Origin of the sequence: Streptomyces sp. NPDC055966, from assembly GCF_042269865.1 — a bacterium.
Taxonomy (GTDB): Bacteria; Actinomycetota; Actinomycetes; order Streptomycetales; family Streptomycetaceae; genus Streptomyces.
Map to the genome: position 1 here is coordinate 144,251 of NZ_JBHJYK010000003.1, position 21,598 is coordinate 165,848.

The window sequence follows — 21,598 nt, forward strand, 5'->3', positions numbered from 1 at the left end:
GCCTGAAGCTCACTCCCCCACCGGACCGGACGACGCCGAACCGGACGACACCGGGACGACATGGGCGAAACCACCGTCGACCATCAGATTCGCCACCGTCTCCAACTCCGGCGGACTACCCGCCAACCGGGACAGGAACGCGTCGAAGTCGTCGCCCGCCGGCAGCAGCAACCGCTCCACCCGCTCCGCCGGCGACCACGACGGATCCACGTCCCGCACATCGTCGTACGCGCAGAACCACACCGAACCCGGCCGCGCGCCCTTCACCTTCACCGCGAGCAGACCGCCCTGGACGAACGCGACACCGAGGTAGTCCTTCGTCAGATGGTCCCGCAGACACTTGTTGACGTACACGAGGTCATTGACCGCCGCCTCGTCCCGCACCGTGAAGAACGGCTGGTCCACCAGCAGACCCAACTCGGCGTCCAACGCCGTGCCCACCGGCGCGCAACCGCCCGCCGCCTTCAGGAACGAGCGGTACGCGCCCGGCAGCCGGTAACCGAGATCCTCCTCGACCCCCAGCACCTGCGCCTCCGACACCGCCGCACCCGACTTCGGCAGCCCGAAGTGCGCCGGCCGCGTCTCCTGCAACGGCCGCGTCCCGCGCTTGCCGTGGTCCACCGGCGCCGTCGCGATCCCGCCGTGATGCCGCAGCAGCGCCTTCACCTCGACCGGAACCAGCTCCAACCGCCGCGTACCCGCGACGTGGTGCCACGTCCAGCCGTGCGGCGTCGCCACGTCCGGCACCGTGTCCCACAACTCGTGCCGGTCCGCGGCCAGCGCGGCGTTCGCCGACACGTAGTCCGTCAGCCGCAGTTCGTCGACCCCGAACCCGTCCGGCGGCTCGGCGATCTCCACCGCCACGCGCGCGTACGGAGCGAAATCCGGGTAACCGCGCTCGTCGACCCGTACTCCTCTCGGGTGACGCGCCGCCCGGACCGGATCCGGAAAGTGCACGACCTGCCCGGCGTAGGCCGCGTTCGGTGGCGCGGCTTGCTGCCCGAGCCGACCTGTCGTCATGGCGGTAGCCCCCTGCGGCGTTCTCTTAGGCCTCAATCGGCGGTGTCGATCGCGGATGGCGACAGCCTATGCGGTACACGCACCCCGGTCACCGGCCCACCGCAACCCCGCGGAAAGCACCCCTCCGCTTCCGTGACCGGCCGTCACCCCACCGTGACGACCTGCCCCGACCGTGGCGTGTCGCCCCGCCCCAGCTTCCGCACCAGCCACGGCATTTGGCACCCTGTGTCCTTCGGGGGGATGCCCGGGAGGGGAAGACGATCATGAATACCTTGCACCACGGAGGTACCGACGTGCGCTCCGGCGACCCCCGCATCGGCTGGAGCGGCCCCGACGCACCCCCCGTCCCCACCCTCCGCCACCGCCGCGACGGCATCCTGCCCACCGTCGCCGCCGCCCTCTCCGTCCACGGCGCCACCCTCACCGGCACCGCCGCCCGCGGCGACACACCCCCCGCCCTGCACCACCTCGTCCAGGACTTCCTCGACACCCTCACCAGCGCCCAACGCGACCGCTTCACCGGCCGCTGCGCCGAGACGATCCTCATCTCCCGGCACATCACCGCCGCCGACGCCACCCGCAGCAAACGCGCCGCCCGCAAACCCATGACCAACGGCGAGGCCCGCAAAGCCCTCAAACACGCCAAACTCACCGCCCGCCGCATACGCGAGGACGGCGACCCCCTCCACGGCAGTTTCGCCACCCCCTGCCGCGCCTGCACCGCCCTCAGCGCCCACTTCGGCGTCCGCATCGTCGACCCCACGGCAACCGACGGCTGACCCGCGGCAACCGACGGCCGAAAACCGCCGTCACCCCCAGTACCAACGCCGCACCACCGCCGGCACGACGAACGAAGGGCAGATGCACCCCGACCAAGCCACCACCCCCAAGCACCACCGCCCCACCACCGAGCACGGGGCAACCGCACCACGCTTCGCCGTCCCCGTCGACGCCGCCCTGCGCTCCGCCGGCTGGCAACCGGGACGCTGGGACATAAAACAAGCCGAGTACTGGGCCGACACCCTGCGCGAACACACCTCACCCGCCGGCCACCGGCACACCGTCTTCCCCGCCGCCGTCGAGGCCTGGGCCGAATTCGGCGGACTCCGCATCACCCCCGGCGGACCCGGCCGCCAGATCGCACCCGCCACCCTCCACCTCGACCCGCTCCACGGCCGCCACCTCGCCCGCACCCTCGGCGACCTCGGCCTCGCCCTCGGCACCGAACTGTGCCCCCTCGGCCAGGAGACCGACACCACCGCGGCACTCGCCATCGACACCGAAGGACGCGTCTACACCCTCGACCACACCGGCGACTGGTACGTCGGCCCCGACATCGACCACGCCCTCGCCACCCTCATCACCGGCATCGAACCCGTACGCCTCACCGCCGGCTGACCACCGGCCCACCGCACGGACGCCACCGGGCTACACCGCCGGAATCACCGCCGACACCCGAAAGCCCCCCGCGTCCGTCGGCCCCGACACGAACACGCCGCCCAGCGCCGCGACCCGCTCCCGCATCCCCACCAGACCGTTCCCACCCGACGGCAGCCCGGCCGCGGACGCGGAACCCGGCTCCGGCGGCGCCTCGTTCTCCACCTGCATCGCGATCTCCGACACCCGGTGCGCCAGCCGCACATGCGTCTTCGCACCCGCCGCATGCTTGTGAACGTTCGTCAGCGCCTCCTGCACCACCCGGTACGCCGTCTGCTCCACCTGCGCCGCATACGACCGCGCCTCCCCCATCACCGACAGCTCCACGACCATCCCCGCCGCCGCCGACTGCCCGATCAACTCGTCCAGCTCCGACAGACACGGCCCGTCCCCGGACACCGTCTCGTCCACCGCCCGCGAAGCCGCCGCAGCAGCCGCCTCCCGCACCGCCGCCAACGGCACCCCCGCACCCCGCCGGCCCACCACGTCCTCACCGGCCCGCAACACCCCGAGCATCTCCCGCAACTCGGTCAGCGCCTGCCGCCCCATGTCCCCCACCAGAGCGGCATTGCGCACCGCCTTCTCCGGATCCTTCCGCGCCACCGCCTGCAACGCCGCCGCATGCACCACCATCAGGCTCACCCGGTGCGCCACGACGTCGTGCATCTCCCGCGCGATCCGCGTCCGCTCCTCACCCCGCGCCCACTCGGCCCGCTCCTCCGCACGCTCCGCGAGCAACTGGAGCTCCCGCTCCAGAGAGTCCGCCCGCTCCCGCAGGCTCTCCATCAACCGCCGCCGCGCACCCACGTACAGCCCGAACAGCAACGGCGGAGCCGTCAGCCCCAACGACGTCGTCACCGCCGCGAACGGCACGAACCAGTCACCCAGCGTCAGATCCCCGCGCGCCGTGCTCTGCCGCACCCGCACGAACGTCACGATCATCGTGCCCAGCAACGTCATCCCCGCCAGCGCGCCGATGACCCGCCGCGGCAGCTCGCACGACGCCAGCGTGTACAGGCCGACGATGCCCATCAGGAAGCCCATCTCGGCCGGCGTGATCGCGATGGCGACCAGCACGACGGCGATCGGCCACTTCCGCCGCACCAACAGCACGGACCCGGCGATCACCCCGAACAGAACCCCCAGGGACACCGGAATCCCCGCGTCCCGCGCGAACGGCACCCCCTCGGCACCGCACTCCACAGCCGACACCAGCGCGAGACTCCCGTCGAGCACCGCACTGCGCCACCTGGCCCACCACCAGGGGCCGGTCGGGCCCCCGGTGTGCTCTTCCCCCGTCGTGGTCATGCATCCAGCCTACGGGCGACCGGTCCGCCATTTCCGGCGACTTTCGCCTACCGCAACACACCACACTCCGTGACCGAGCGACCTCGAAACGATCCGATATCCCTCGAACTGGTGAACCACACCCGTTCACGTCCGGAACGGATCATTCCGTCAGGACGGTATGCGTATGACACATGCACACGGCAAATACGCCGACTTCGAGGGGTTACGGCAACGGGCGGCGGCCTTGCGGCGGGCGGGCCTCAGCCGACGACAGATCCGCGACCGCCTGCACGTCGACAACAACGACATCCTCAACCGCCTCCTGGAGGGCGAGCCCCCGCCGGACTGGACCAAGCGCCCGAACGCGAAGGACGACCTGCGGGACAGGGCGCGGGAGCTACGACTCCAGGGCTGGACGTACGACCAGATCCAGGTCGAGCTGGGGTGCTCGAAGAGTTCGATCTCGCTGTGGGTGCGGGACTTACCGAAGCCGGAGCGACACGAGCCAACCCAGCAGGCGAAGCTGGCGGCCCGCAAGAGGTGGGAGCACGAACTGGCAGTGAGGGACGAGGAGAGGCAGCAGACCAAGGCGGCCGCCGCAAGCGAGATCGGCACGATGAGCACCCGCGAGCTGTTCATCGCTGGTGTCGCCGCCTACTGGGCGGAAGGCACCAAGGACAAGCCCCACGCACGGCGCGAACGAGTCACCTTCGTCAACAGCGACCCGAACATGATCCGCCTCTTCCTCGCCTGGCTCGACCTACTCCAAGTTGAGCGGGAGCGCATCAGGTTCCACTTGATGATCCACGAGTCAGCCGACATCGAGGCCGCCGAGCAATATTGGGCGGGCGTCGTCCAGGCGGACCTCAGCACCTTCGGCAAGACCACCGTGAAACGGCACAACCCGAAAACCGTGCGCAAGAACACGGGGGACAACTACCGCGGCTGCCTGGCTCTCACCGTACGGCAGAGCGCAGAGCTGTACCGTCGCATCGAAGGCGCCTGGTACGGCATAGTAGGTGCTGCCACCGCAGCCGATCTAGCAAATCGGACATAGCGGAATTCCCGGGTCGTCTAAGGGCAAGACGTCAGATTTTGGTTCTGATCATGGGGGTTCGAGTCCTCCCCCGGGAGCACAACCTCAGTTCGGGTCCTGACCGGTGTCATCACCGTCAGGGCCCGCTCTCATGTCCTCCACGAAACGCCCCGGTATCCTGCGGCTGTATCCCCACCCATCCAGAGCCGAAGGGCAACCCCGTGAGCGCCATTCGCCCGGCCGCCGTCGTCGTTCTCGCAGCGGGTGAGGGCACCCGTATGAAGTCGGCCACACCGAAGGTCCTGCACCAGATCTGCGGCCGTTCCCTCGTGGGCCATGTGCTGGCCGCCGCCCGTGAGTTGGACCCGCAGCACCTCGTGGTCGTCGTCGGTCACGCCCGTGAGCAGGTCGCCGCGCACCTCGCCGAGATCGACCCCGGCACCAGGACCGCCGTGCAGGCGGAGCAGAACGGCACCGGGCACGCCGTGCGGATGGGTCTGGAGGAGCTGGGCGGGACCGTGGAGGGGACCGTCGTGGTCGTCTGCGGGGACACGCCGCTGCTCACCGCCGACACCCTGAAGCAGCTCGCCGGGACGCACGCCGCCGACGGCAACGCCGTGACCGTGCTGACGGCCGAGGTGCCGGACGCGACGGGGTACGGGCGGATCGTGCGCGACGAGGCCACCGGCGCGGTCACCGCGATCGTCGAGCACAAGGACGCGTCCGAGGCCCAGCGGGCGGTCCGGGAGATCAACAGCGGGGTGTTCGCGTTCGACGGGCAGCTGCTGGCGGAGGCGCTCAAGAAGGTGCGGACGGACAACAGCCAGGGCGAGGAGTACCTGACCGATGTGCTCGGGATCCTGCGGGAGGCCGGGCACCGGGTCGGGGCGTCGGTGGCGGGCGATCACCGCGAGATCGCCGGGATCAACAACCGGGTGCAGCTCGCCGAGGCGCGCCGGATCCTCAACGACCGGCTGCTGACGGCCGCGATGCTCGACGGGGTCACCGTCGTCGACCCGGCGACGACCTGGGTCGACGTGACCGTGACCTTCGAGCGGGACGCGGTCGTGCATCCGGGGACGCAGCTGACCGGTGTCACGCACCTGGCCGAGGGCGCGGAGGTCGGGCCGAACAGCCGGCTGAAGGACACCGAGGTGGGTGCGGGCGCGCGGGTGGACAACACGGTGTCCGACTCGGCCCATATCGGTGCGAACGCGACGGTGGGTCCGTACGCGTATCTGCGGCCGGGGACGCGGCTGGGTGCCAAGGGCAAGATCGGGACGTACGTCGAGACGAAGAACGCCTCGATCGGGGAGGGGACGAAGGTGCCCCATCTCTCCTACGTCGGTGACGCGACGATCGGTGAGTACACGAACATCGGCGCGGCGAGCGTGTTCGTGAACTACGACGGCCAGGACAAGCATCACACCACCGTCGGGTCGCATTGCCGGACGGGTTCGGACAACATGTTTGTGGCTCCTGTCACGGTCGGGGACGGCGCTTACACCGCCGCCGGGTCCGTGATCACGAAGGATGTGCCGCCCGGTTCGCTGGCCGTGGCCCGTGGTCAGCAGCGGAATATCGAGGGTTGGGTGGCCCGGAAGCGTCCGGGGAGCGCGGCGGCGAAGGCGGCCGAGGCGGCGTCCCGGCAGGGCGAGAGCGAGGACTGACCGGAAACGTGTGCGCCAAACACGGCGTACCGTGATAAGTGCACATCCGCACGCGTGCACCCGCACCCCTACCAGCTGGTTCGGCCTTTCATGCCCAGACGGGAGGCCGTACGAGCAGCCGGCTGGATGAGACAACCTCTGAGGAGACAGTGCTGTGACCGGGATCAAGACGACCGGCGAGAAGAAGATGATGTTCTTCTCCGGCCGCGCCCACCCCGAGCTTGCCGAGGAGATCGCCCATCAGCTGGGTATCGGGGTCGTCCCGACCAAGGCCTTCGACTTCGCGAACGGCGAGATCTACGTCCGGTACCAGGAGTCGGCGCGTGGTGCGGACTGCTTCGTGATCCAGAGCCACACGGCTCCGATCAACCAGTGGATCATGGAGCAGTTGATCATGCTGGACGCGCTGAAGCGTGCGTCGGCCCGTTCCATCACGGTGATCGTGCCTTTCTATGGTTACGCGCGGCAGGACAAGAAGCACCGGGGTCGTGAACCGATTTCGGCGCGTCTGATCGCCGACCTGATGAAGACGGCGGGTGCGGACCGGATCCTGACGGTGGATCTGCACACGGACCAGATCCAGGGCTTCTTCGACGGCCCGGTCGACCATCTGTTCGCGCTGCCGCTGCTCGCCGACTACGTGGGCGACAAGGTGGACCGGGACAAGCTGACGGTGGTGTCGCCGGACGCGGGCCGGGTGCGGGTCGCGGACCGCTGGTGCGACCGGCTGGGTGCGCCGCTGGCGATCGTGCACAAGCGGCGTGACAAGGACGTGGCGAACCAGGTGACCGTCCACGAGGTCGTGGGTGAGGTCAAGGGCCGGGTGTGTGTCCTGGTGGACGACATGATCGACACGGGTGGCACGATCTGTGCGGCCGCCGACGCGCTGTTCGCGCACGGCGCCGAGGACGTCATCGTCACGGCGACGCACGGTGTGCTCTCCGGTCCGGCCGCGGACCGGCTGAAGAACTCGCCGGTGAGTGAGTTCGTGTTCACGAACACGCTGCCGACGCCGGGTGAGCTGGCGGCGGACCTGGACAAGATCAAGGTGCTGTCGATCGCTCCGACGATCGCGAGCGCGGTGCGTGAGGTCTTCGAGGACGGTTCGGTGACGAGCCTGTTCGACGAGCAGTGAGTCGCTGAAGATCCTTTTGGGTACGGCCTGCCCGCCGAGTAGACTGCTGAAGTTGCTCGGCGAGGGAGGCCGTACGCGTATGTACGGCGCTCCGTTATCGACGCGCTCTTCGTAGCAGGCCGTTCGTGGCCGGGTGACCCCGTCCGTTCCTACCTCTACGAGGAGTGATCAGCATGTCCGAGGTGAAGCTCGCCGCCGAGACCCGTACCGAGTTCGGCAAGGGTGCGGCTCGTCGCATCCGCCGCGAGAACAAGGTTCCGGTTGTCCTGTACGGCCACGGCACCGAGCCGGTCCACCTGACCCTGCCGGGCCACGACCTTCAGATGGCGCTTCGTACGCCGAACGTCCTGATCTCCCTGGACATCGACGGCAAGGCCAGCGAGCTGGCGATCCCGAAGGCCGTCCAGCGTGACGCGATCAAGGGTTTCCTGGAGCACGTCGACCTGCTGCTGGTCAAGCGTGGTGAGAAGGTCACCGTCGAGGTTCCGGTGCACACCGAGGGCGAGCTGGCCCCGGGCGGCAACCTGCTGGAGCACGTCCTGACCGCCCTGCCGGTCGAGGCCGAGGCCACGCACATCCCCGCCGCCGTGACGGTGTCCGTGGAGGGTCTGGAGGCCGGTGCCTCCGTCCTCGCCAAGGACATCGTGCTGCCGAAGGGCACCACGCTGGCCGTCGAGGAGGACGCGGTGGTGCTGCAGGTCCTGGCCGCGCAGGCCGAGGAGACCGAGGGCGAGGCCGCCGAGGGCGAAGAGGCCGCCGAGGCCTGAGCGCCGTAGGCGTCGTCAACTGTTCAGCCGCCGCTCCCTTGTCCGGGGGCGGCGGCTGGCGCGTATCAAGGAGACATGGACGTGACCACCGCCGCCAGTGACCCCTGGCTGATCGTCGGGCTCGGCAATCCGGGGCCGGAGTACGCCATGAACCGGCACAACGTCGGTTTCATGGTGGTGGACCTGCTCGCGGAGCGGATCGGGGGGAAGTTCAAGCGGGCGGGCAAGGCGCAGGCGCAGGTGCTGGAGGGGCGGATCGGGCCGGCGGGGCCGGCGAGCCGCCGGGTGGTGCTGGCGAAGCCGGCGTCGTACATGAACCTGTCCGGTGGTCCGGTGAACGCGCTGAAGGACTTCTACAAGGTGCCGGTGGCGAACGTCGTCGCGGTCCATGACGAGCTGGACATCGATTACGGCGTGCTGCGGCTGAAGCTGGGCGGCGGGGACAACGGGCACAACGGTCTGAAGTCGATGACGAAGGCGATGGGCGCGGACTACCACCGGGTGCGGTTCGGGATCGGGCGGCCGCCGGGGCGGATGCAGGTGGCGGACTTCGTGCTGAAGGACTTCTCGTCGGCGGAGCGCAAGGAGCTGGACTACTTCGTGGACCGTGCGGCGGACGCGGTGGAGTGCCTGCTGGCGGAGGGGCTGGAGCGGGCGCAGAGCGCGTACAACTCCTGACATGTGCTTCTACGGCGGACACGCGGGTTGACCCGCCGCGTGGGTATGGCCAATGATCCCGGCCATGCCTGCCACAGCCGCCACCGCCCGCCAGGTGTCCGTGTCCGCGTTGCGCCTCGGGCGGGTCGTGGCGATGGGCGCGGTCGCCGCGTTGATCCTGTTCGCCGGGGTGTGGGGTTCGTGGGGGACCGCGCAGCACGTGATGCTGGCCAAGGGGCGGGAGGCGGGCACGGTCCGGGTGACCTCCTGCGCCAGAAACACGTGTGCCGGCCCGTTCACGCCGACGACGTCGGGGTCGCGGGCACGCGCGCGTGTGGAGCTGCCGGAGTCGGTGGCGGTGCGTGCGGGGCGGACGTACGACGTGGTTCTGAAGCCGGGTACGGCGGACGCGGTGCGCTCGGGGCCGGCGGGGATCCTGTACGCGTGGGTGCCGCTGGGCGGGGCGCTGTTGCTGGCCTCGGTGGTGGTCGCGGGCGGGATGCGGCTGACGCGGGTGGCCTGGGTGCTGGGGCTGTCCGGCGCGGGGCTGTTGACGGCGGCGTTCGTGGCGATCCAGTGAGCTGAGGAAAAGGCTGCGAAAAAGAGGGTGCCCCCGGGGTCGTACGGCCTCGGGGGCACCGTCTGTGTCGGGGCCGGGTCAGCCGGTGTTGCGCAGGCCGGCCGCCACGCCGTTGACGGTGAGGAGCAGGGCGCGGGAGAGCGTCGGGTCGGCCTCGGCGCCGGCGGCGGCCGCGTCGCGCTGGCGCTTGAGCAGGGCGACCTGGAGGTAGGAGATCGGGTCCAGGTAGGCGTCGCGGATGGTGAAGGTCTGCCGCAACGCGGGCTGGGCGTCGAGCAGTTCGCGCTCGCCCGTCACGCGCAGGACCTCGCGGACGGTCAGCTCGTGTTCGGCCTTGATGGTGTCGAAGACGTGCTTGAGGTCGTCGGGGACGAGGGTGTCGACGTAGTGCTGGGCGATGCGCAGGTCGGTCTTCGCGAGGGTCATCTCGACGTTGGAGATGAAGTTCTGGAAGAAGTGCCACTGCTGGTGCATCTCGTCGAGCACGGTGTCCCCTTCCTGCCGCAGGCCCGCCTCGCGCAGGGCCTTCAGGCCGGAGCCGACACCGAACCAGCCGGGGACGATCTGGCGGGACTGGGTCCAGCCGAACACCCACGGGATGGCGCGCAGGCCGTCGAGTCCGGCGCCGGAGTCGGGCCGGCGCGAGGGGCGCGAGCCGAGGTGGAGGTCGGCGAGCTGGTCGACGGGGGTGGAGGCGAAGAAGTACGCGGGGAGGTCCGGGTCCTCGACGAGCCTGCGGTAGGCGCTGTGGGCGGCGTCCGAGACGACGTCCATGGCGGCGTCCCAGCGGGCGAGGGCCTCGTCGGACTGGCGGGGTGCCGTGTGCAGGGCGGAGGCCTGGAGGGTGGCGGCGACGGTCAGTTCCAGGTTCTCCCGGGCGAGGGAGGGGATCAGGTACTTGTCGGAGATGACCTCGCCCTGCTCGGTGACCTTGATCTCGCCTTCCAGGGTGCCCCAGGGCTGGGCGAGGATCGCGTCGTGGGAGGGGCCGCCGCCGCGGCCGACGGTGCCGCCGCGGCCGTGGAAGAGGCGCAGCCGTACGCCGTAGCGGTGGGCGACGTCGCGCAGCCGGCGCTGGGCGCGGTGGATCTCCCACTGGCTGGTGGTGATGCCGCCGAACTTGGAGGAGTCGGAGTAGCCGAGCATGACCTCCTGGACGTCGCCGCGCAGCGCGACCAGGCGCCGGTAGGACGGGTCGGAGAGCATGTCCTCCAGGATGGTGTCGGCGGCGCGCAGCTCGTCGGTGGTCTCCAGGAGCGGGACGATGCCGATCTTGGCCCAGCCGGCGTGCAGGTCGATCAGGCCGGCCTCGCGGGCGAGGACGGCGGCGGCGAAGACGTCGTCGGCGCCCTGGCACATGGAGATGATGTACGACTCGATGACCTCGGGGCCGAAGACCGCCAGGGCCTTCTTGACGGTCTCGAAGACGCCGAGCGTCTTGGCGCCGGCCGCGTCGACAGGTGCCGGGGTCGGCGCGAGCGGCCTCCTCGACCTGAGCTCCTTGGCGAGGAGCTTGGCGCGGTACTCGCGGGGCATGTCGGCGTAGCGCCAGGACTCCTCGCCGAGCCGGTCGAAGAGCTGGCCGAGGGCGTGGTGGTGGGCGTCGGCGTGTTCGCGGACGTCCATGGTGGCGAGCTGGAGGCCGAAGGCGGCCAGGGTGCGGATGACGCGGCCGAGGCGGCCGTCGGCGAAGAGGCCGCCGCGGTGCTCGCGCAGCGAGGTCTGGACGAGCCGCAGGTCGCTCAGCAGCTCGCCGGTGCCGAGGTAGTCGCGGCCGTCCTCGTGCGGGGTGCCCTTGGCGAGGCGCTGCTTGGTGTTCTCCAGCTTCTGCCGGATGCAGGTGGCCTTGAGCCGGTAGGGCTCCTCGGCGTTGAGGCGCTTGTAGCGGGGGCTGATCTCGGGCAACTTCTCCAGGTCGCTCTGGAGGGAGGTCAGCAGTTCCTCGGTCGCGCCGGCGTAGCGGATGGAGTTGGAGAGCAGGCCGCGCAGCTCGTCGATGGTCTCCAGGGCGTCGTTGATGCCGTGCTCGTGCTGGAGGATGAGGACGTCCCAGGTGACCTGGGGGGTGACGTTGGGGTTGCCGTCGCGGTCGCCGCCGATCCAGGTGCCGAAGGTGAGGGGGCGGGTGTCGTCGGGCAGCTTCACGCCGACCCGCTCCAGCTCCGCGGTGAGGTCCTCCAGGACGTCGCCCACGGCCCCGGCGTGCAGTTCGTCGAGGTAGTAGATGGCGTTGCGGGCCTCGTCCGCCGGTTCCGGCCGTACGACGCGCAGCTCGTCGGTCTGCCACACCAGGTCGATGTTCTCGGCGAGGCGGACGTCGTGGCGGCGGCGGTCGGAGTCCAGGACGGGGGCGTCCAGGAGGGCGGCGATGCGCCGGAGCTTGTTGAGGACGGACCGGCGGGCGGCCTCGGTGGGGTGCGCGGTGAAGACCGGGCGGACGTTGAGGTGCCGGACGGTCTGCTTCAGGTGCTCGGGGTCGGCGTCCTTGAGCCGGTCGGCGGTGCGGGCGAGCAGGCCGCCCTCGGCGGCGCGGCGGGCGCGCAGCTCGCGGCCGCGGTGCACCTGCTCGGTGACGTTGGCGAGGTGGAAGTAGGTGGAGAAGGCGCGGACCAGCTTGGCCGCGGTCTGCAGCTCGGTGCCGCGCAGCAGCTCGGCGGCGGCCTCGCCGTCCTCGCGGGTGAGGCGGCGGACCTTCTCGACCAGGTCGAGCAGCTCCGGGCCCTCCTGCCGTACGAGGGTCTCGCCCAGGAGATCACCCAGGCGGCGGATGTCGGCGCGCAGCTCGCTGCCGGTCGTGGTGGTCTGGTCGTCGGCACTGCTCACAGGTGCGGCTCCTTGCAGTGTGGAACGTCTGGAGGGAACCCGGCGGTCTGCCACGCGGCGGGGAGCCGCATACGGGCCGGAGCGTCCGGGAAGGAAACTTCAGCGGACCGCGCTGTCCGACCGAGACCAAGGATAGGTGTCCATACGGAGGCGCAGGCTGTGGGGCTCTTGCCGCTGTGTGACACGCTGCCATACTTACGACGCCGTAGGTTACGGAACCGTAGGGAATATCGTCGACTCCCGTCCGGTTCCGGCCGCCCGGTGTCCGCCCCGACCCTCGACCCGCCAGGGGACGCGCATGACCTCCAGTTCCGATGTGATCGACGAAGCCCGTAAGGCCACCGACACCTCCGCCCCCTCCGCCACGCTGGGCGGCGAGCAGAAGCGTTCGATCGAGCAGATCACGCTGCTCCTGTTCATCATCGTGCCGTTCCTGGCACTGGTGGCGGCCGTGCCGCTGGCCTGGGGCTGGGGGGTGAGCTGGCTCGACCTGGGCCTGCTGGTCTTCTTCTACTTCCTGGGGTGCCACGGCATCACGATCGGTTTCCACCGGTACTTCACGCATGGTTCGTTCAAGGCGAGGCGGCCGCTCAGGATCGCGCTGGCGATCATGGGGTCGCTGGCCGTCGAGGGCCCCCTGGTGCGCTGGGTGGCCGATCACCGCCGGCATCACAAGTTCTCCGACGCCGAGGGCGACCCGCACTCGCCGTGGCGGTTCGGGGAGACCGTGCCGGCGCTGATGAAGGGCCTGTGGTGGGCCCACATCGGCTGGATGTTCGACGAGGAGCAGACCCCGCAGGACAAGTACGCGCCGGACCTGGTCAAGGACCCGGCGATCCGGGCGATCTCCCGGCAGTTCGTGATGTGGACGGCGGTGTCGCTGGCGCTGCCCCCACTGGTCGGCGGTCTGGCGACGATGTCCTGGTGGGGCGCGTTCACCGGGTTCTTCTGGGGTTCACTCGTCCGGGTGGCGCTGCTCCACCATGTGACCTGGTCGATCAACTCGATCTGCCACGCGGTGGGCAAGCGGCCGTTCAGGTCGCGGGACCGTTCGGGCAACGTGTGGTGGCTGGCGGTGCTGTCCTGCGGGGAGTCCTGGCACAACCTGCACCACGCCGACCCGACGTCGGCGCGGCACGGGGTGATGCGCGGCCAGGTCGACTCCTCGGCCCGCTTCATCCGGATCTTCGAGCTGCTCGGCTGGGCGTACGACGTGCGCTGGCCGTCACGCTCACGTATCGATTCGCGCCGTAACACCGGTGATGACGGCTCCCGGCGCCGGAAGGTGAGCGCCGAGGCGGCATGATGGAGGCCGTGGCGACCGACTCCAGCAGCACTTCCAGCACCGACAAACCGCGGCGGACCCGCCGGACCCGTATGACCGGCGCCGAGCGCCGCCAGCAGCTGCTGGAGATCGGTCGCACCCTCTTCGCGGCGAAGGGCTTCGAGGGCACGTCGGTGGAGGAGATCGCGGCGAAGGCCGGGGTGTCCAAGCCGGTGGTGTACGAGCACTTCGGCGGCAAGGAGGGGCTGTACGCGGTGGTGGTGGACCGCGAGATGCGCCGCCTGCTGGACATGGTGACCGGCTCGCTGACCGCCGGGCACCCGCGCGAACTGTGCGAGCAGGCCGCCTTCGCCCTGCTGGACTACATCGAGGAGTACACGGACGGCTTCCGCATCCTGGTCCGCGACTCCCCCATCCCGCAGTCGACGGGCTCCTTCGCCTCGTTGATCTCGGACATCGCCACCCAGGTGGAGGACATCCTGGGCCGCGAGTTCAAGAGCCGGGGCTTCGACCCCAAGCTCGCTCCCCTCTACGCCCAGGCGCTGGTCGGCATGGTCGCGCTGACCGGCCAGTGGTGGCTGGACGTGCGCCGCCCGAAGAAGGCGGAGGTCGCGGCCCATCTGGTGAACCTGGCGTGGCACGGGCTGGACGGACTGGAGCAGAAGCCGCGGCTGATAGGGCACCGCAAGGCGTAGTCCTGGGCGGTCACCGGGGCTGGAGGAACTCCAGCCGGTTGCCCACCGGGTCCTGCGAGTAGAAGCGCAGATGGCCAGGGAGGTTGTCGTCCCAGGTCACCGGGGCGCCGAGCGATTCGAGGCGGGCCGCGTACTCCTCGATCCGCGTGACCCTGAGCCCCGGGTGCGCCTTCTTCGCCGCCCGCCAGTGACATGCTCCGCCTCCGGCGGGGGCTTCCTCTATGCCGATGTGCAGCTGGACGTAGCCCGCCTCGAACCAGCAGCCCCCGCGTGCCGCCAGCACCGGCGGTTTGGGGATCTCCGTCATGCCGAGGACGCCGACGTAGTACGCCCGCAGCGCGTCCTCCGACCCGGGCGGGGCCGCGAGCTGCACGTGATCGACCGCGACGAGCATGCTCAGGCCTCCTTCACGGCGACGGCGAACAGCCGGCGGAACGGCATGACCGTGCCGTACGGCGCGCTCGGGTAGGCCTCGCGCAGCAGGTCCCGGTACTCGGTGAGGAACGCGTCGCGTGCTTCGGGGTCGTCGGCGAGCGCGGTCAGCGCGGGCCGCAGTCCGGTGCCCTTCACCCAGTCCAGGACGGCGTCCTCGCCGTGCAGGACGTGGTGGTACGTCGTCTGCCACACGTCGGTGGCGCAGCCGAGGCGGGCGAGCCGGTCGAGGTAGGCGCCGGGGGTGTGCACGGAGTCGGTGCGGCGCAGGACGTCGCCGAGGCGCGTCTTCCAGCGGGGCGTGGCGGCGAGGTCGCGCATCAGGGCGTGCAGCGGGGCGTCGATGTTGTCGGGCACCTGGAAGGCGAAGGTGCCGCCGGGCTTCAGGGCGCCGATCCAGTCGGCGAACCGGTCGGCGTGGCCCGGCACCCACTGGAGCGTGGCGTTGGAGACGATCAGGTCGCACGGCACCGCGGGCGTCCAGGTGCGCGCGTCGGCGGCGGCGAAGTCCAGCAGGCCTCCCTGGGCCGTGGGGCCCGCGTGGCCGGTGTGGGCGGCATCGAGCATCTCGGGCGAGTTGTCGTACCCGGTGACGTGCGCGCCCGGCCAGCGCTCGGTGAGCCGGACGGTGACGTTGCCGGGGCCGCAGCCGAGGTCGGCGATGCGCGGGTGCCCGGCGGGCGGCTGCGTGGGGAGGGCGGGGACGCGGGCGAGGAGGTCTGCGAAGGGGCGGGCCCGATGGCCGGCGTGGCGCAGGTACTGACCGGGGTCCCAGGTGGGGTTCGTCATGCCCACCACTCTCCCCTCCCCATTATCTTGATGTCAAGAGACTTGAGGTCAAGAGACTTCATGTCGACAGAACCACTACACTGATCGCATGGAGGACGAGGTCGATCGGCTGGTCGCAGCGTGGCGCCGGGAGCGCCCGGACCTCGACGTGGAGCCGCTGGAAGTGCTCAGCCGGGTGAGCAGACTGGCCCGGCACCTGGACCGCGCGCGTCGGCTCGCCTTTTCCGAGCACCAGCTGGAGCCCTGGGAGTTCGACGTGCTGACCGCGCTGCGCCGCGCGGGATCGCCGTATCAGCTCTCGCCCGGGCAGCTGCTGACGCAGACCCTGGTCACCTCGGGCACCATGACCAACCGGATCGACCGGCTGGCCCAGAAGGGCCTGGTGGAGCGGCTGCCCGATCCGAGCGACCGGCGGGGTGTGCTGGTCCGGCTGACCGGGACCGGCCGGGACCGCGCCGACCAGGCGCTCGCGGGCCTGCTGGAGCAGGAGCGGGCGATCCTCGCCGAGCTGTCCCGCGCCCAGCGCGCCGAACTGGCCGGGCTGCTACGCCAGTTGACCGCCCCGTTCGACAACATCCCCGGTTAGGTCGGCCGGGCCGACGCCCGCGCGCCGGGCGAGCGCCACGGCGGCCAGCGTGGAGTGGACCCCGAGCTTGCCGAGGACGTTCTGCATGTGGGTGCGCACGGTGTGCGGGGAGAGGAACAGCCGCTCGGCGACGGCCTTGCGGCCCAGCCCGGCGACCATGCAGCGCAGCACCTCCCGCTCGCGCGGGGTGAGGGACTCGACGAGCCGCTCGCTCTCGGTACGGTGCCGGCGGGCGGCGGTGAGTTCGCGCAGGACGCCGGTGAGCAGGGCGGGCGGCAGATGGGTCTCGTCGCGCAGCACGCCCCGGATCACCGTGAGCAGCCGGGACAGCGAGCAGTCCTTGGCGACCCAGCCCGAGGCCCCGGCCTGGAGCGCGAGCGCCGCCCGCCGGGGATCGTCCTTCTCGGCCAGCACGACGATGCGCACCGCCGGCTGAGCGGCCCGGACCCCGGTCACGAGCGAGATCCCGTCGACGAGCCCCTCCGCGTTGCCCTCCTGCACGGGCACGGCCGGGCGGCTGCCGGGCACGTTGCCGCCGAGGTCGGCGTCGACCAGCAGGACGTCGAAGCGGCGCCCGTCGTTCGCCGCCCGCTCCAGGCAGCGCAGCGCGGCGGGACCGCTGCCGGCGGCGGAGACCTCGACGTCGGGCTCGGCGGCCAGGGCGGCGGCGAGCGACTCGGCGAAGATGCGGTGGTCGTCCACGACCAGGACTCGGATGCGAACCACGAAACCCCCTTCCCCAGGCTCCGCGCGGAGCAGGGGATACCCAAGGTTTGGAAAACCCGGCCGACCGGCCGAAGTCCGGCGAACGCCGGCCCACGTCGGGCACGACACTCACGGAGCACGACACCCGCGGAAAGGACACCCCGCACGGCCGCCGCCGTCGCGGAGACTGCTACCCCCACCGCGGGCGCCGTACCCGCATGTCTCGCCCCCTGATCAGCACCGGCCCCCACCGGTGCTGCTCCTCAGAGTACGGATGCGAGCACGCAGCGGAAGCAGATTTACAGAACTGGCCGTCCGGCGCGTTTATCGTGTGCCGCATGTTTCGTATTGAGGCGGAAGTCGACAAAGCCCGACGCGATCTGCTCCACTCCCGGCTGCGGGACACCAACACGGCGGCGTCCCCGGTGCTGGCCGCGCTGCGCGGTACCCCGGGCGCGCGCGAAGTCCCCCTCCACGTCTGGGCGTTGGACGAGACCGGCGGCCTGGCCGGCGGCCTGGTCGGCCACACCTGGGCGACCTGGCTGCACGTCACCTACCTGTGGGTCGACGCGGTCCACCGCGGCGCGGGGCTCGGCTCCCGCCTCCTGTCGCGGGCCGAGCACATCGCCACCACCCGGTCCTGCACGGCGTCCCGCCTGGAGACCTGGGACTTCCAGGCCCCCCGCTTCTACCAGAAACAGGGCTACGAGGTGGTCTGCGTGATCCCGGACTATCCGCCGGGGATCACGGAGTACACGCTGACGAAGCGGCTACCGGTACGGTGAAACCCTCACCATGAAGGGAGCCCGACCGTCATGACCGCAGACCCGGCAGCCCCCGGCTCGTCCCGTCTCCCTGCCATGCGCACCATCGGTGAACTCCGTGCGGCCCTCACTCTGGGCTACGGCTTCCCCGGCGACGCCGACGACTTCGAGGCCGAGCTGGCGCGCGAGATCAACCACGCCGACCCGGCCGATCTCAGCGGCGTCGTCCGTCTGGTGGAGGAGTTCCGGGGCCGGATCGCCGCCCGCCAGGATCCCGGTTTCGATTCCGCCGTGGCCGCGGCCGTCGCCGAGATCCGGGCCACCCGAGGGTCCGGCCGTTGACCGAGAACCAGCAGCCTGCCGTCGCCGAGATCACGCACGAGGCCCTCGCGCGCTGTCGGGCCATCGGCCACGGGGCCCTCGAAGCCGTGGAGACCCTCCGCGCCGAACTGGAGAAGAGCCCGGCCCTCGGCCGGCAGGCCCGCAGCGCGGTCGGCGACATGAAGCTGTACACGACACGCATCGAGGCCACGGACACCCGCCCGGCGCTCACGGTCACCTACGTCTACGACGCCCCGCCACCCGAGCCCGGACTGATCCGTATCGCCCTCGTTTCACCGGTCCGCTTCGCGGGCGGCGACGCCGGCTCGTGACACCGGCGCCGTCGCATCCCGGGGTCGCGGAACTCAGACCACCCGTCCCGCCCCCGCCGACGGCACCGCCTCGAAGGCCCGGGGGGGCGTGAAGCCGGCGTTGGCGAAGGCCTCTTCGATCGCCTTGGTCAGGGTGTCCACCTCGGTGGCGTCGGCCAGGACGATGGCCGAGCCGCCGAACCCGCCGCCCGTCATACGGGCGCCCAGGGCGCCGGCCGCGAGAGCCGTGTCGACGACCAGGTCCAGCTCCGGGCAGGAGATGCGGAAGTCGTCGCGCAGCGAGGCGTGGCCCTCGGTGAGGACGGGGCCGATCGCGCGGGTCTCACCGGCACGGAGCAGGCCGACGACCCGCTCGACCCGCTGGTCCTCCGTCACCACGTGGCGGACCAGACGGCGCACCTCCTCCTCGTCGCCCAGCCGCTCCAGCGCCGCGTCCAGGTCCGCGTACGGGATGTCCCGCAGGGCGTCGACGCCGAGCAGGGCCGCGCCCTTCTCGCAGCCGGCCCGGCGCTTGCCGTACTCGCCGCCGCTGTGCGCGTGCTTGACCTGGGTGTCGACCACCAGCAGGCGCAGCCCCTCGGCCGCGAGGTCGAAGGGGATCTGCTGCTGGGACAGGTCGCGGGTGTCGAGGAAGAGCGCGTGGCCCGCCTCGCAGCAGGCCGAGGCCGTCTGGTCCATGATGCCGGTCGGCGCGCCGACGTAGACGTTCTCGGCGCGCTGGCACAGGCGGGCCAGCTGCCAGCGCTTGAGGCCCAGGCCGTAGAGGTCGTTCAGGGCCAGGGCGATCACCACCTCCAGCGCCGCCGAGGAGGACAGGCCCGCGCCCGTCGGGACCGTCGAGGACAGGTGGACGTCCGCGCCCGTGACCCCGTGGCCCGCCTCGCGCAGCGCCCAGACCACACCCGCCGGGTACGCCGTCCAGTTCGCGTCGCTCCCGGGGGCGAGGGCGTCCAGGCGCAGCTCCACCGCGTCGCCCCCGATGTCCGCCGAGTACAGGCGCAGGACGCCGTCGTCCCGGCGCGAGACCGCCGCGGTCGCCCGGTGCGGCAGCGCGAACGGCATGACGAAGCCGTCGTTGTAGTCGGTGTGCTCGCCGATCAGGTTGACCCGGCCCGGCGCCGCCCACACCCCCTGCGGCCCGGCGCCGTACAGCTCGGCGAAGCGGGCCGCGACCTGCTGTGCCCCCACTGGTGCCACTAGTGCTCCTTAGCGATGTGCTGCGCGAACTCCCAGGCGTCCGCGACGATTCCCGCGAGGTCCGCGCGGGACGGGTTCCAGCCCAGTTTCTCGCGGGCCGTCCGCGCCGAGGCGACCAGGACCGCCGGGTCGCCGCCGCGGCGCGGGGCCGCGACCTCGGGAACGGGGTGGCCGGTGACCCGGCGGACGGTCTCGATGACCTGGCGGACCGAGAAGCCGTTGCCGTTGCCGAGGTTGCAGATCAGGTGCTCGCCCGGACGGGCCGCCGCGACCGCCAGCAGGTGGGCCTCGGCCAGGTCCGCCACGTGGATGTAGTCACGGACGCAGGTGCCGTCCTCGGTCGGGTAGTCGTCGCCGTAGACCGAGATCGCCTCGCGGCGGCCCTGGGCGACCTGGAGGACCAGCGGGATCAGGTGCGACTCGGGGTCGTGCCGCTCGCCGAAGGCGCCGTACGCGCCCGCGACGTTGAAGTAGCGCAGCGACACCGCGGCCAGGCCGTGGGCGGTCGCCTCGCTGGTGATCATGTGGTCGACGGCGAGCTTGGTGGCGCCGTAGGCGCTGGTCGGCTTCGTCGGGGCGCTCTCCAGGATCGGGACCTGCTCCGGCTCGCCGTACGTGGCCGCCGTGGAGGAGAAGACGAGCCTGCGCACGCCCGCCTCGCGCATCGCGCCGAGCAGGGCGAGGGAGCCGGCGACGTTGTTGTCCCAGTACTTCTCCGGCTTCACCACCGACTCGCCGACCTGCGAGAACGCGGCGAAGTGGAGGACGCCGTCGTAGGAGGGGTCGAGCCACTTGGCGGCGTCACGGATGTCGCCCTCGATGAAGGCGGCCCCGGCCGGGACGCCCGCGCGGAACCCGGTCGAGAGGTTGTCGAGGACCGTCACCTCGTGGCCGGCCTCCAGCAGGTGCTGGGCGACCACGCTGCCGACATAACCCGCCCCGCCCGTCACCAGGTACTTCATGAACTCGCTACCTCTCGCAGTCGTTCGGCCGCGCGCTCCGGCGGCACGTCGTTGATGAACACGCTCATGCCGGACTCGGAACCCGCGAGAAACTTCAGCTTGCCGGAAGTGCGGCGGACGGTGAAAAGCTCTAGGTGGAGCGCGAAGTCGTCGCGCGTGACACCGTCGAACTCCTCCAGTGCGCCGAACGGGGCCTGGTGCCAGGCCGCGATGTACGGCGTCGGAGGCTCACCTTCGCCGAAGATCCGGTCGAAGCGCCTCAAGAGTTCCAGATAGACCTGGGGGAACTCTGTGCGTGCCGCCTCGTCGAGCGCGAGCAGGTCGGGTACGCGACGCTTGGGGTACAGGTGCACCTCGTACGGCCAGTGCGCCGCGTACGGCACGAAGGCCACCCAGTGTTCACTCTCCAGGACGACCCGCTCACCGGCGAGTTCCCGCTCGACGACCGCGTCGAACAGGTTCTCCCCGCCGGTCGCCTCCTTGTGGGCGGCGAGCGAGCGGAGCATCAGCGCGGTGCGCGGGGTGGTGAAGGGGTAGGCGTAGATCTGCCCGTGCGGGTGGCCGAGGGTCACGCCGATCTCCTCGCCCCGGTTCTCGAAGCAGAAGACCTGCTCGACGGCGGGCAGGTGGGACAGCTCCGAGGTGCGGTCCGTCCAGGCGTCCAGCACCAGGCGGGCCTGCTCCTCGGTGAGGCCGGCGAAGGAGGCGTCGTGGTCGGAGGTGAAGCAGACGACCTCGCAGCGGCCGGAGTCACCGGCCAGCGACGGGAAGCGGTTCTCGAAGACGACGACGTCGTACGACGCGTCCGGGATCTCGCTGAGCCGCTCGTCCCGCGTCGGGCACAGCGGGCACTCGTCGGCCGGCGGGTGGTACGTACGGCCCTGGCGGTGCGAGGCGATCGCCACCGCGTCGCCGAGCAGCGCGTCCCGGCGGATCTCGGACGTGGTGACCGTACGGTCCAGGGGACGGCGGTCGACGGCGTCGCGGACGGTGTCGTCCCGGAGGTCGTAATAGATCAGCTCACGACCGTCGGCCAGCCGTGTCGAGGTCTTCTTCAACGCCGGACTCCTCTGCGTCCCACTGCATCCCGCACCCAATCACTCAACACAATCAAA

Annotated in this window: 23 protein-coding genes and 1 tRNA gene; 15 read left to right on the top strand and 9 right to left on the bottom strand. The window is 70.9% G+C overall.

Annotation, left to right across the window (positions count from 1 at the left end; translation table 11 throughout):
- Nucleotides 1-9 precede the first annotated feature (9 nt).
- The gene (locus ACFC8N_RS07520) at nt 10-1,020 is read right to left on the bottom strand and encodes an SMI1/KNR4 family protein (RefSeq protein ID WP_356027155.1); all 1,011 of its coding nucleotides are present in this window, start codon (nt 1,018-1,020) and stop codon (nt 10-12) included.
- A gap of 263 nt (nt 1,021-1,283) precedes the next feature.
- On the opposite strand from ACFC8N_RS07520, the gene ACFC8N_RS07525 reads away from it, so the two are divergent.
- Both ACFC8N_RS07525 and ACFC8N_RS07530 read left to right on the top strand, forming a co-directional pair.
- Nucleotides 1,284-1,799 carry a YwqJ-related putative deaminase gene (locus ACFC8N_RS07525; protein ID WP_356027152.1) on the top strand — a complete coding sequence of 172 codons (516 nt, stop codon included), beginning with the start codon at nt 1,284-1,286 and terminating at the stop codon, nt 1,797-1,799.
- Between the two features lie 82 nt (nt 1,800-1,881).
- Nucleotides 1,882-2,418 (top strand): SUKH-3 domain-containing protein, encoded by a 537-nt coding sequence (locus ACFC8N_RS07530; protein WP_376287307.1) that lies wholly within the window; start codon nt 1,882-1,884, stop codon nt 2,416-2,418.
- Between the two features lie 30 nt (nt 2,419-2,448).
- On the opposite strand, the gene ACFC8N_RS07535 is transcribed toward ACFC8N_RS07530, so the two are convergent.
- Entirely contained in the window at nt 2,449-3,765 is a 1,317-nt protein-coding gene (locus ACFC8N_RS07535; RefSeq protein WP_376287309.1) for a sensor histidine kinase, read from the bottom strand.
- A 166-nt stretch (nt 3,766-3,931) separates the two neighbouring features.
- Between ACFC8N_RS07535 and ACFC8N_RS07540 the strand changes: the two genes are divergently transcribed.
- The 7 genes from ACFC8N_RS07540 to ACFC8N_RS07570 all read left to right on the top strand — a co-directional run bounded on the left by ACFC8N_RS07540 (nt 3,932) and on the right by ACFC8N_RS07570 (nt 9,592).
- Nucleotides 3,932-4,804: a hypothetical protein gene (locus tag ACFC8N_RS07540; RefSeq protein WP_376287311.1), complete on the top strand. Its 873-nt coding sequence runs from the start codon at nt 3,932-3,934 to the stop codon at nt 4,802-4,804.
- A gap of 6 nt (nt 4,805-4,810) precedes the next feature.
- Nucleotides 4,811-4,881: transfer RNA gene (locus ACFC8N_RS07545), tRNA-Gln, on the top strand.
- Between the two features lie 123 nt (nt 4,882-5,004).
- Nucleotides 5,005-6,453 (top strand): bifunctional UDP-N-acetylglucosamine diphosphorylase/glucosamine-1-phosphate N-acetyltransferase GlmU, encoded by a 1,449-nt coding sequence (glmU, locus tag ACFC8N_RS07550; protein WP_376287313.1) that lies wholly within the window; start codon nt 5,005-5,007, stop codon nt 6,451-6,453.
- Between the two features lie 154 nt (nt 6,454-6,607).
- The gene (locus tag ACFC8N_RS07555) at nt 6,608-7,588 is read left to right on the top strand and encodes a ribose-phosphate diphosphokinase (protein ID WP_356027141.1); all 981 of its coding nucleotides are present in this window, start codon (nt 6,608-6,610) and stop codon (nt 7,586-7,588) included.
- Between the two features lie 173 nt (nt 7,589-7,761).
- Nucleotides 7,762-8,355, top strand: a complete 594-nt coding sequence (locus ACFC8N_RS07560; RefSeq protein ID WP_376287315.1) for a 50S ribosomal protein L25/general stress protein Ctc — start codon at nt 7,762-7,764, stop codon at nt 8,353-8,355.
- A gap of 75 nt (nt 8,356-8,430) precedes the next feature.
- Nucleotides 8,431-9,033 carry an aminoacyl-tRNA hydrolase gene (gene pth / locus ACFC8N_RS07565; RefSeq protein WP_356027137.1) on the top strand — a complete coding sequence of 201 codons (603 nt, stop codon included), beginning with the start codon at nt 8,431-8,433 and terminating at the stop codon, nt 9,031-9,033.
- A 52-nt stretch (nt 9,034-9,085) separates the two neighbouring features.
- Entirely contained in the window at nt 9,086-9,592 is a 507-nt protein-coding gene (locus tag ACFC8N_RS07570) for a hypothetical protein (RefSeq protein WP_356027135.1), read from the top strand.
- Between the two features lie 78 nt (nt 9,593-9,670).
- On the opposite strand, the gene ppc is transcribed toward ACFC8N_RS07570, so the two are convergent.
- A complete protein-coding gene (gene ppc, locus ACFC8N_RS07575) occupies nt 9,671-12,415 on the bottom strand; it encodes a phosphoenolpyruvate carboxylase (protein WP_376287318.1) in 2,745 nt (914 codons plus the stop codon).
- Between the two features lie 298 nt (nt 12,416-12,713).
- Between ppc and ACFC8N_RS07580 the strand changes: the two genes are divergently transcribed.
- Both ACFC8N_RS07580 and ACFC8N_RS07585 read left to right on the top strand, forming a co-directional pair.
- Nucleotides 12,714-13,721, top strand: coding sequence for a fatty acid desaturase (locus ACFC8N_RS07580; protein ID WP_356027129.1), 1,008 nt, complete (start codon nt 12,714-12,716; stop codon nt 13,719-13,721).
- On the top strand, nt 13,718-14,395 hold the full coding sequence (locus tag ACFC8N_RS07585) for a TetR/AcrR family transcriptional regulator (protein WP_071379360.1): 678 nt from the start codon (nt 13,718-13,720) through the stop codon (nt 14,393-14,395). The genes ACFC8N_RS07580 and ACFC8N_RS07585 overlap by 4 nt, the downstream gene beginning before the upstream one ends.
- Before the next feature lie 10 nt (nt 14,396-14,405).
- On the opposite strand, the gene ACFC8N_RS07590 is transcribed toward ACFC8N_RS07585, so the two are convergent.
- Together ACFC8N_RS07590 and ACFC8N_RS07595 are read right to left on the bottom strand one after the other, a co-directional pair.
- The gene (locus ACFC8N_RS07590; RefSeq protein WP_356027126.1) at nt 14,406-14,789 is read right to left on the bottom strand and encodes a glyoxalase; all 384 of its coding nucleotides are present in this window, start codon (nt 14,787-14,789) and stop codon (nt 14,406-14,408) included.
- Between the two features lie 2 nt (nt 14,790-14,791).
- On the bottom strand, nt 14,792-15,616 hold the full coding sequence (locus ACFC8N_RS07595; RefSeq protein ID WP_362821460.1) for a trans-aconitate 2-methyltransferase: 825 nt from the start codon (nt 15,614-15,616) through the stop codon (nt 14,792-14,794).
- Nucleotides 15,617-15,704: 88 nt separating this feature from the next.
- Between ACFC8N_RS07595 and ACFC8N_RS07600 the strand changes: the two genes are divergently transcribed.
- Complete coding sequence (locus ACFC8N_RS07600; protein WP_356027122.1) at nt 15,705-16,202, top strand: MarR family transcriptional regulator; 498 nt, start codon at nt 15,705-15,707, stop codon at nt 16,200-16,202.
- Here the strand turns inward: ACFC8N_RS07600 and ACFC8N_RS07605 are convergent.
- Nucleotides 16,161-16,928 carry a response regulator transcription factor gene (locus ACFC8N_RS07605; RefSeq protein WP_356027120.1) on the bottom strand — a complete coding sequence of 256 codons (768 nt, stop codon included), beginning with the start codon at nt 16,926-16,928 and terminating at the stop codon, nt 16,161-16,163. The genes ACFC8N_RS07600 and ACFC8N_RS07605 overlap by 42 nt on opposite strands.
- Before the next feature lie 317 nt (nt 16,929-17,245).
- On the opposite strand from ACFC8N_RS07605, the gene ACFC8N_RS07610 reads away from it, so the two are divergent.
- From ACFC8N_RS07610 to ACFC8N_RS07620, 3 genes are read left to right on the top strand one after another with little or no spacing between them, the layout of a single operon-like run.
- Nucleotides 17,246-17,692, top strand: a complete 447-nt coding sequence (locus ACFC8N_RS07610) for a GNAT family N-acetyltransferase (RefSeq protein ID WP_356027117.1) — start codon at nt 17,246-17,248, stop codon at nt 17,690-17,692.
- Between the two features lie 30 nt (nt 17,693-17,722).
- Complete coding sequence (locus ACFC8N_RS07615; RefSeq protein ID WP_356027114.1) at nt 17,723-18,013, top strand: hypothetical protein; 291 nt, start codon at nt 17,723-17,725, stop codon at nt 18,011-18,013.
- On the top strand, nt 18,010-18,324 hold the full coding sequence (locus ACFC8N_RS07620) for a hypothetical protein (RefSeq protein ID WP_356027112.1): 315 nt from the start codon (nt 18,010-18,012) through the stop codon (nt 18,322-18,324). The genes ACFC8N_RS07615 and ACFC8N_RS07620 overlap by 4 nt, the downstream gene beginning before the upstream one ends.
- 33 nt (nt 18,325-18,357) lie before the next feature.
- On the opposite strand, the gene galK is transcribed toward ACFC8N_RS07620, so the two are convergent.
- From galK to galT, 3 genes are read right to left on the bottom strand one after another with little or no spacing between them, the layout of a single operon-like run.
- Entirely contained in the window at nt 18,358-19,512 is a 1,155-nt protein-coding gene (gene galK / locus ACFC8N_RS07625) for a galactokinase (RefSeq protein ID WP_376287727.1), read from the bottom strand.
- Between the two features lie 8 nt (nt 19,513-19,520).
- Nucleotides 19,521-20,483: a UDP-glucose 4-epimerase GalE gene (gene galE / locus ACFC8N_RS07630; protein WP_356027109.1), complete on the bottom strand. Its 963-nt coding sequence runs from the start codon at nt 20,481-20,483 to the stop codon at nt 19,521-19,523.
- Entirely contained in the window at nt 20,480-21,541 is a 1,062-nt protein-coding gene (gene galT, locus ACFC8N_RS07635; RefSeq protein WP_376287322.1) for a galactose-1-phosphate uridylyltransferase, read from the bottom strand. Before galT ends, galE begins: the two co-directional genes overlap by 4 nt.
- Nucleotides 21,542-21,598: the final 57 nt, after the last annotated feature.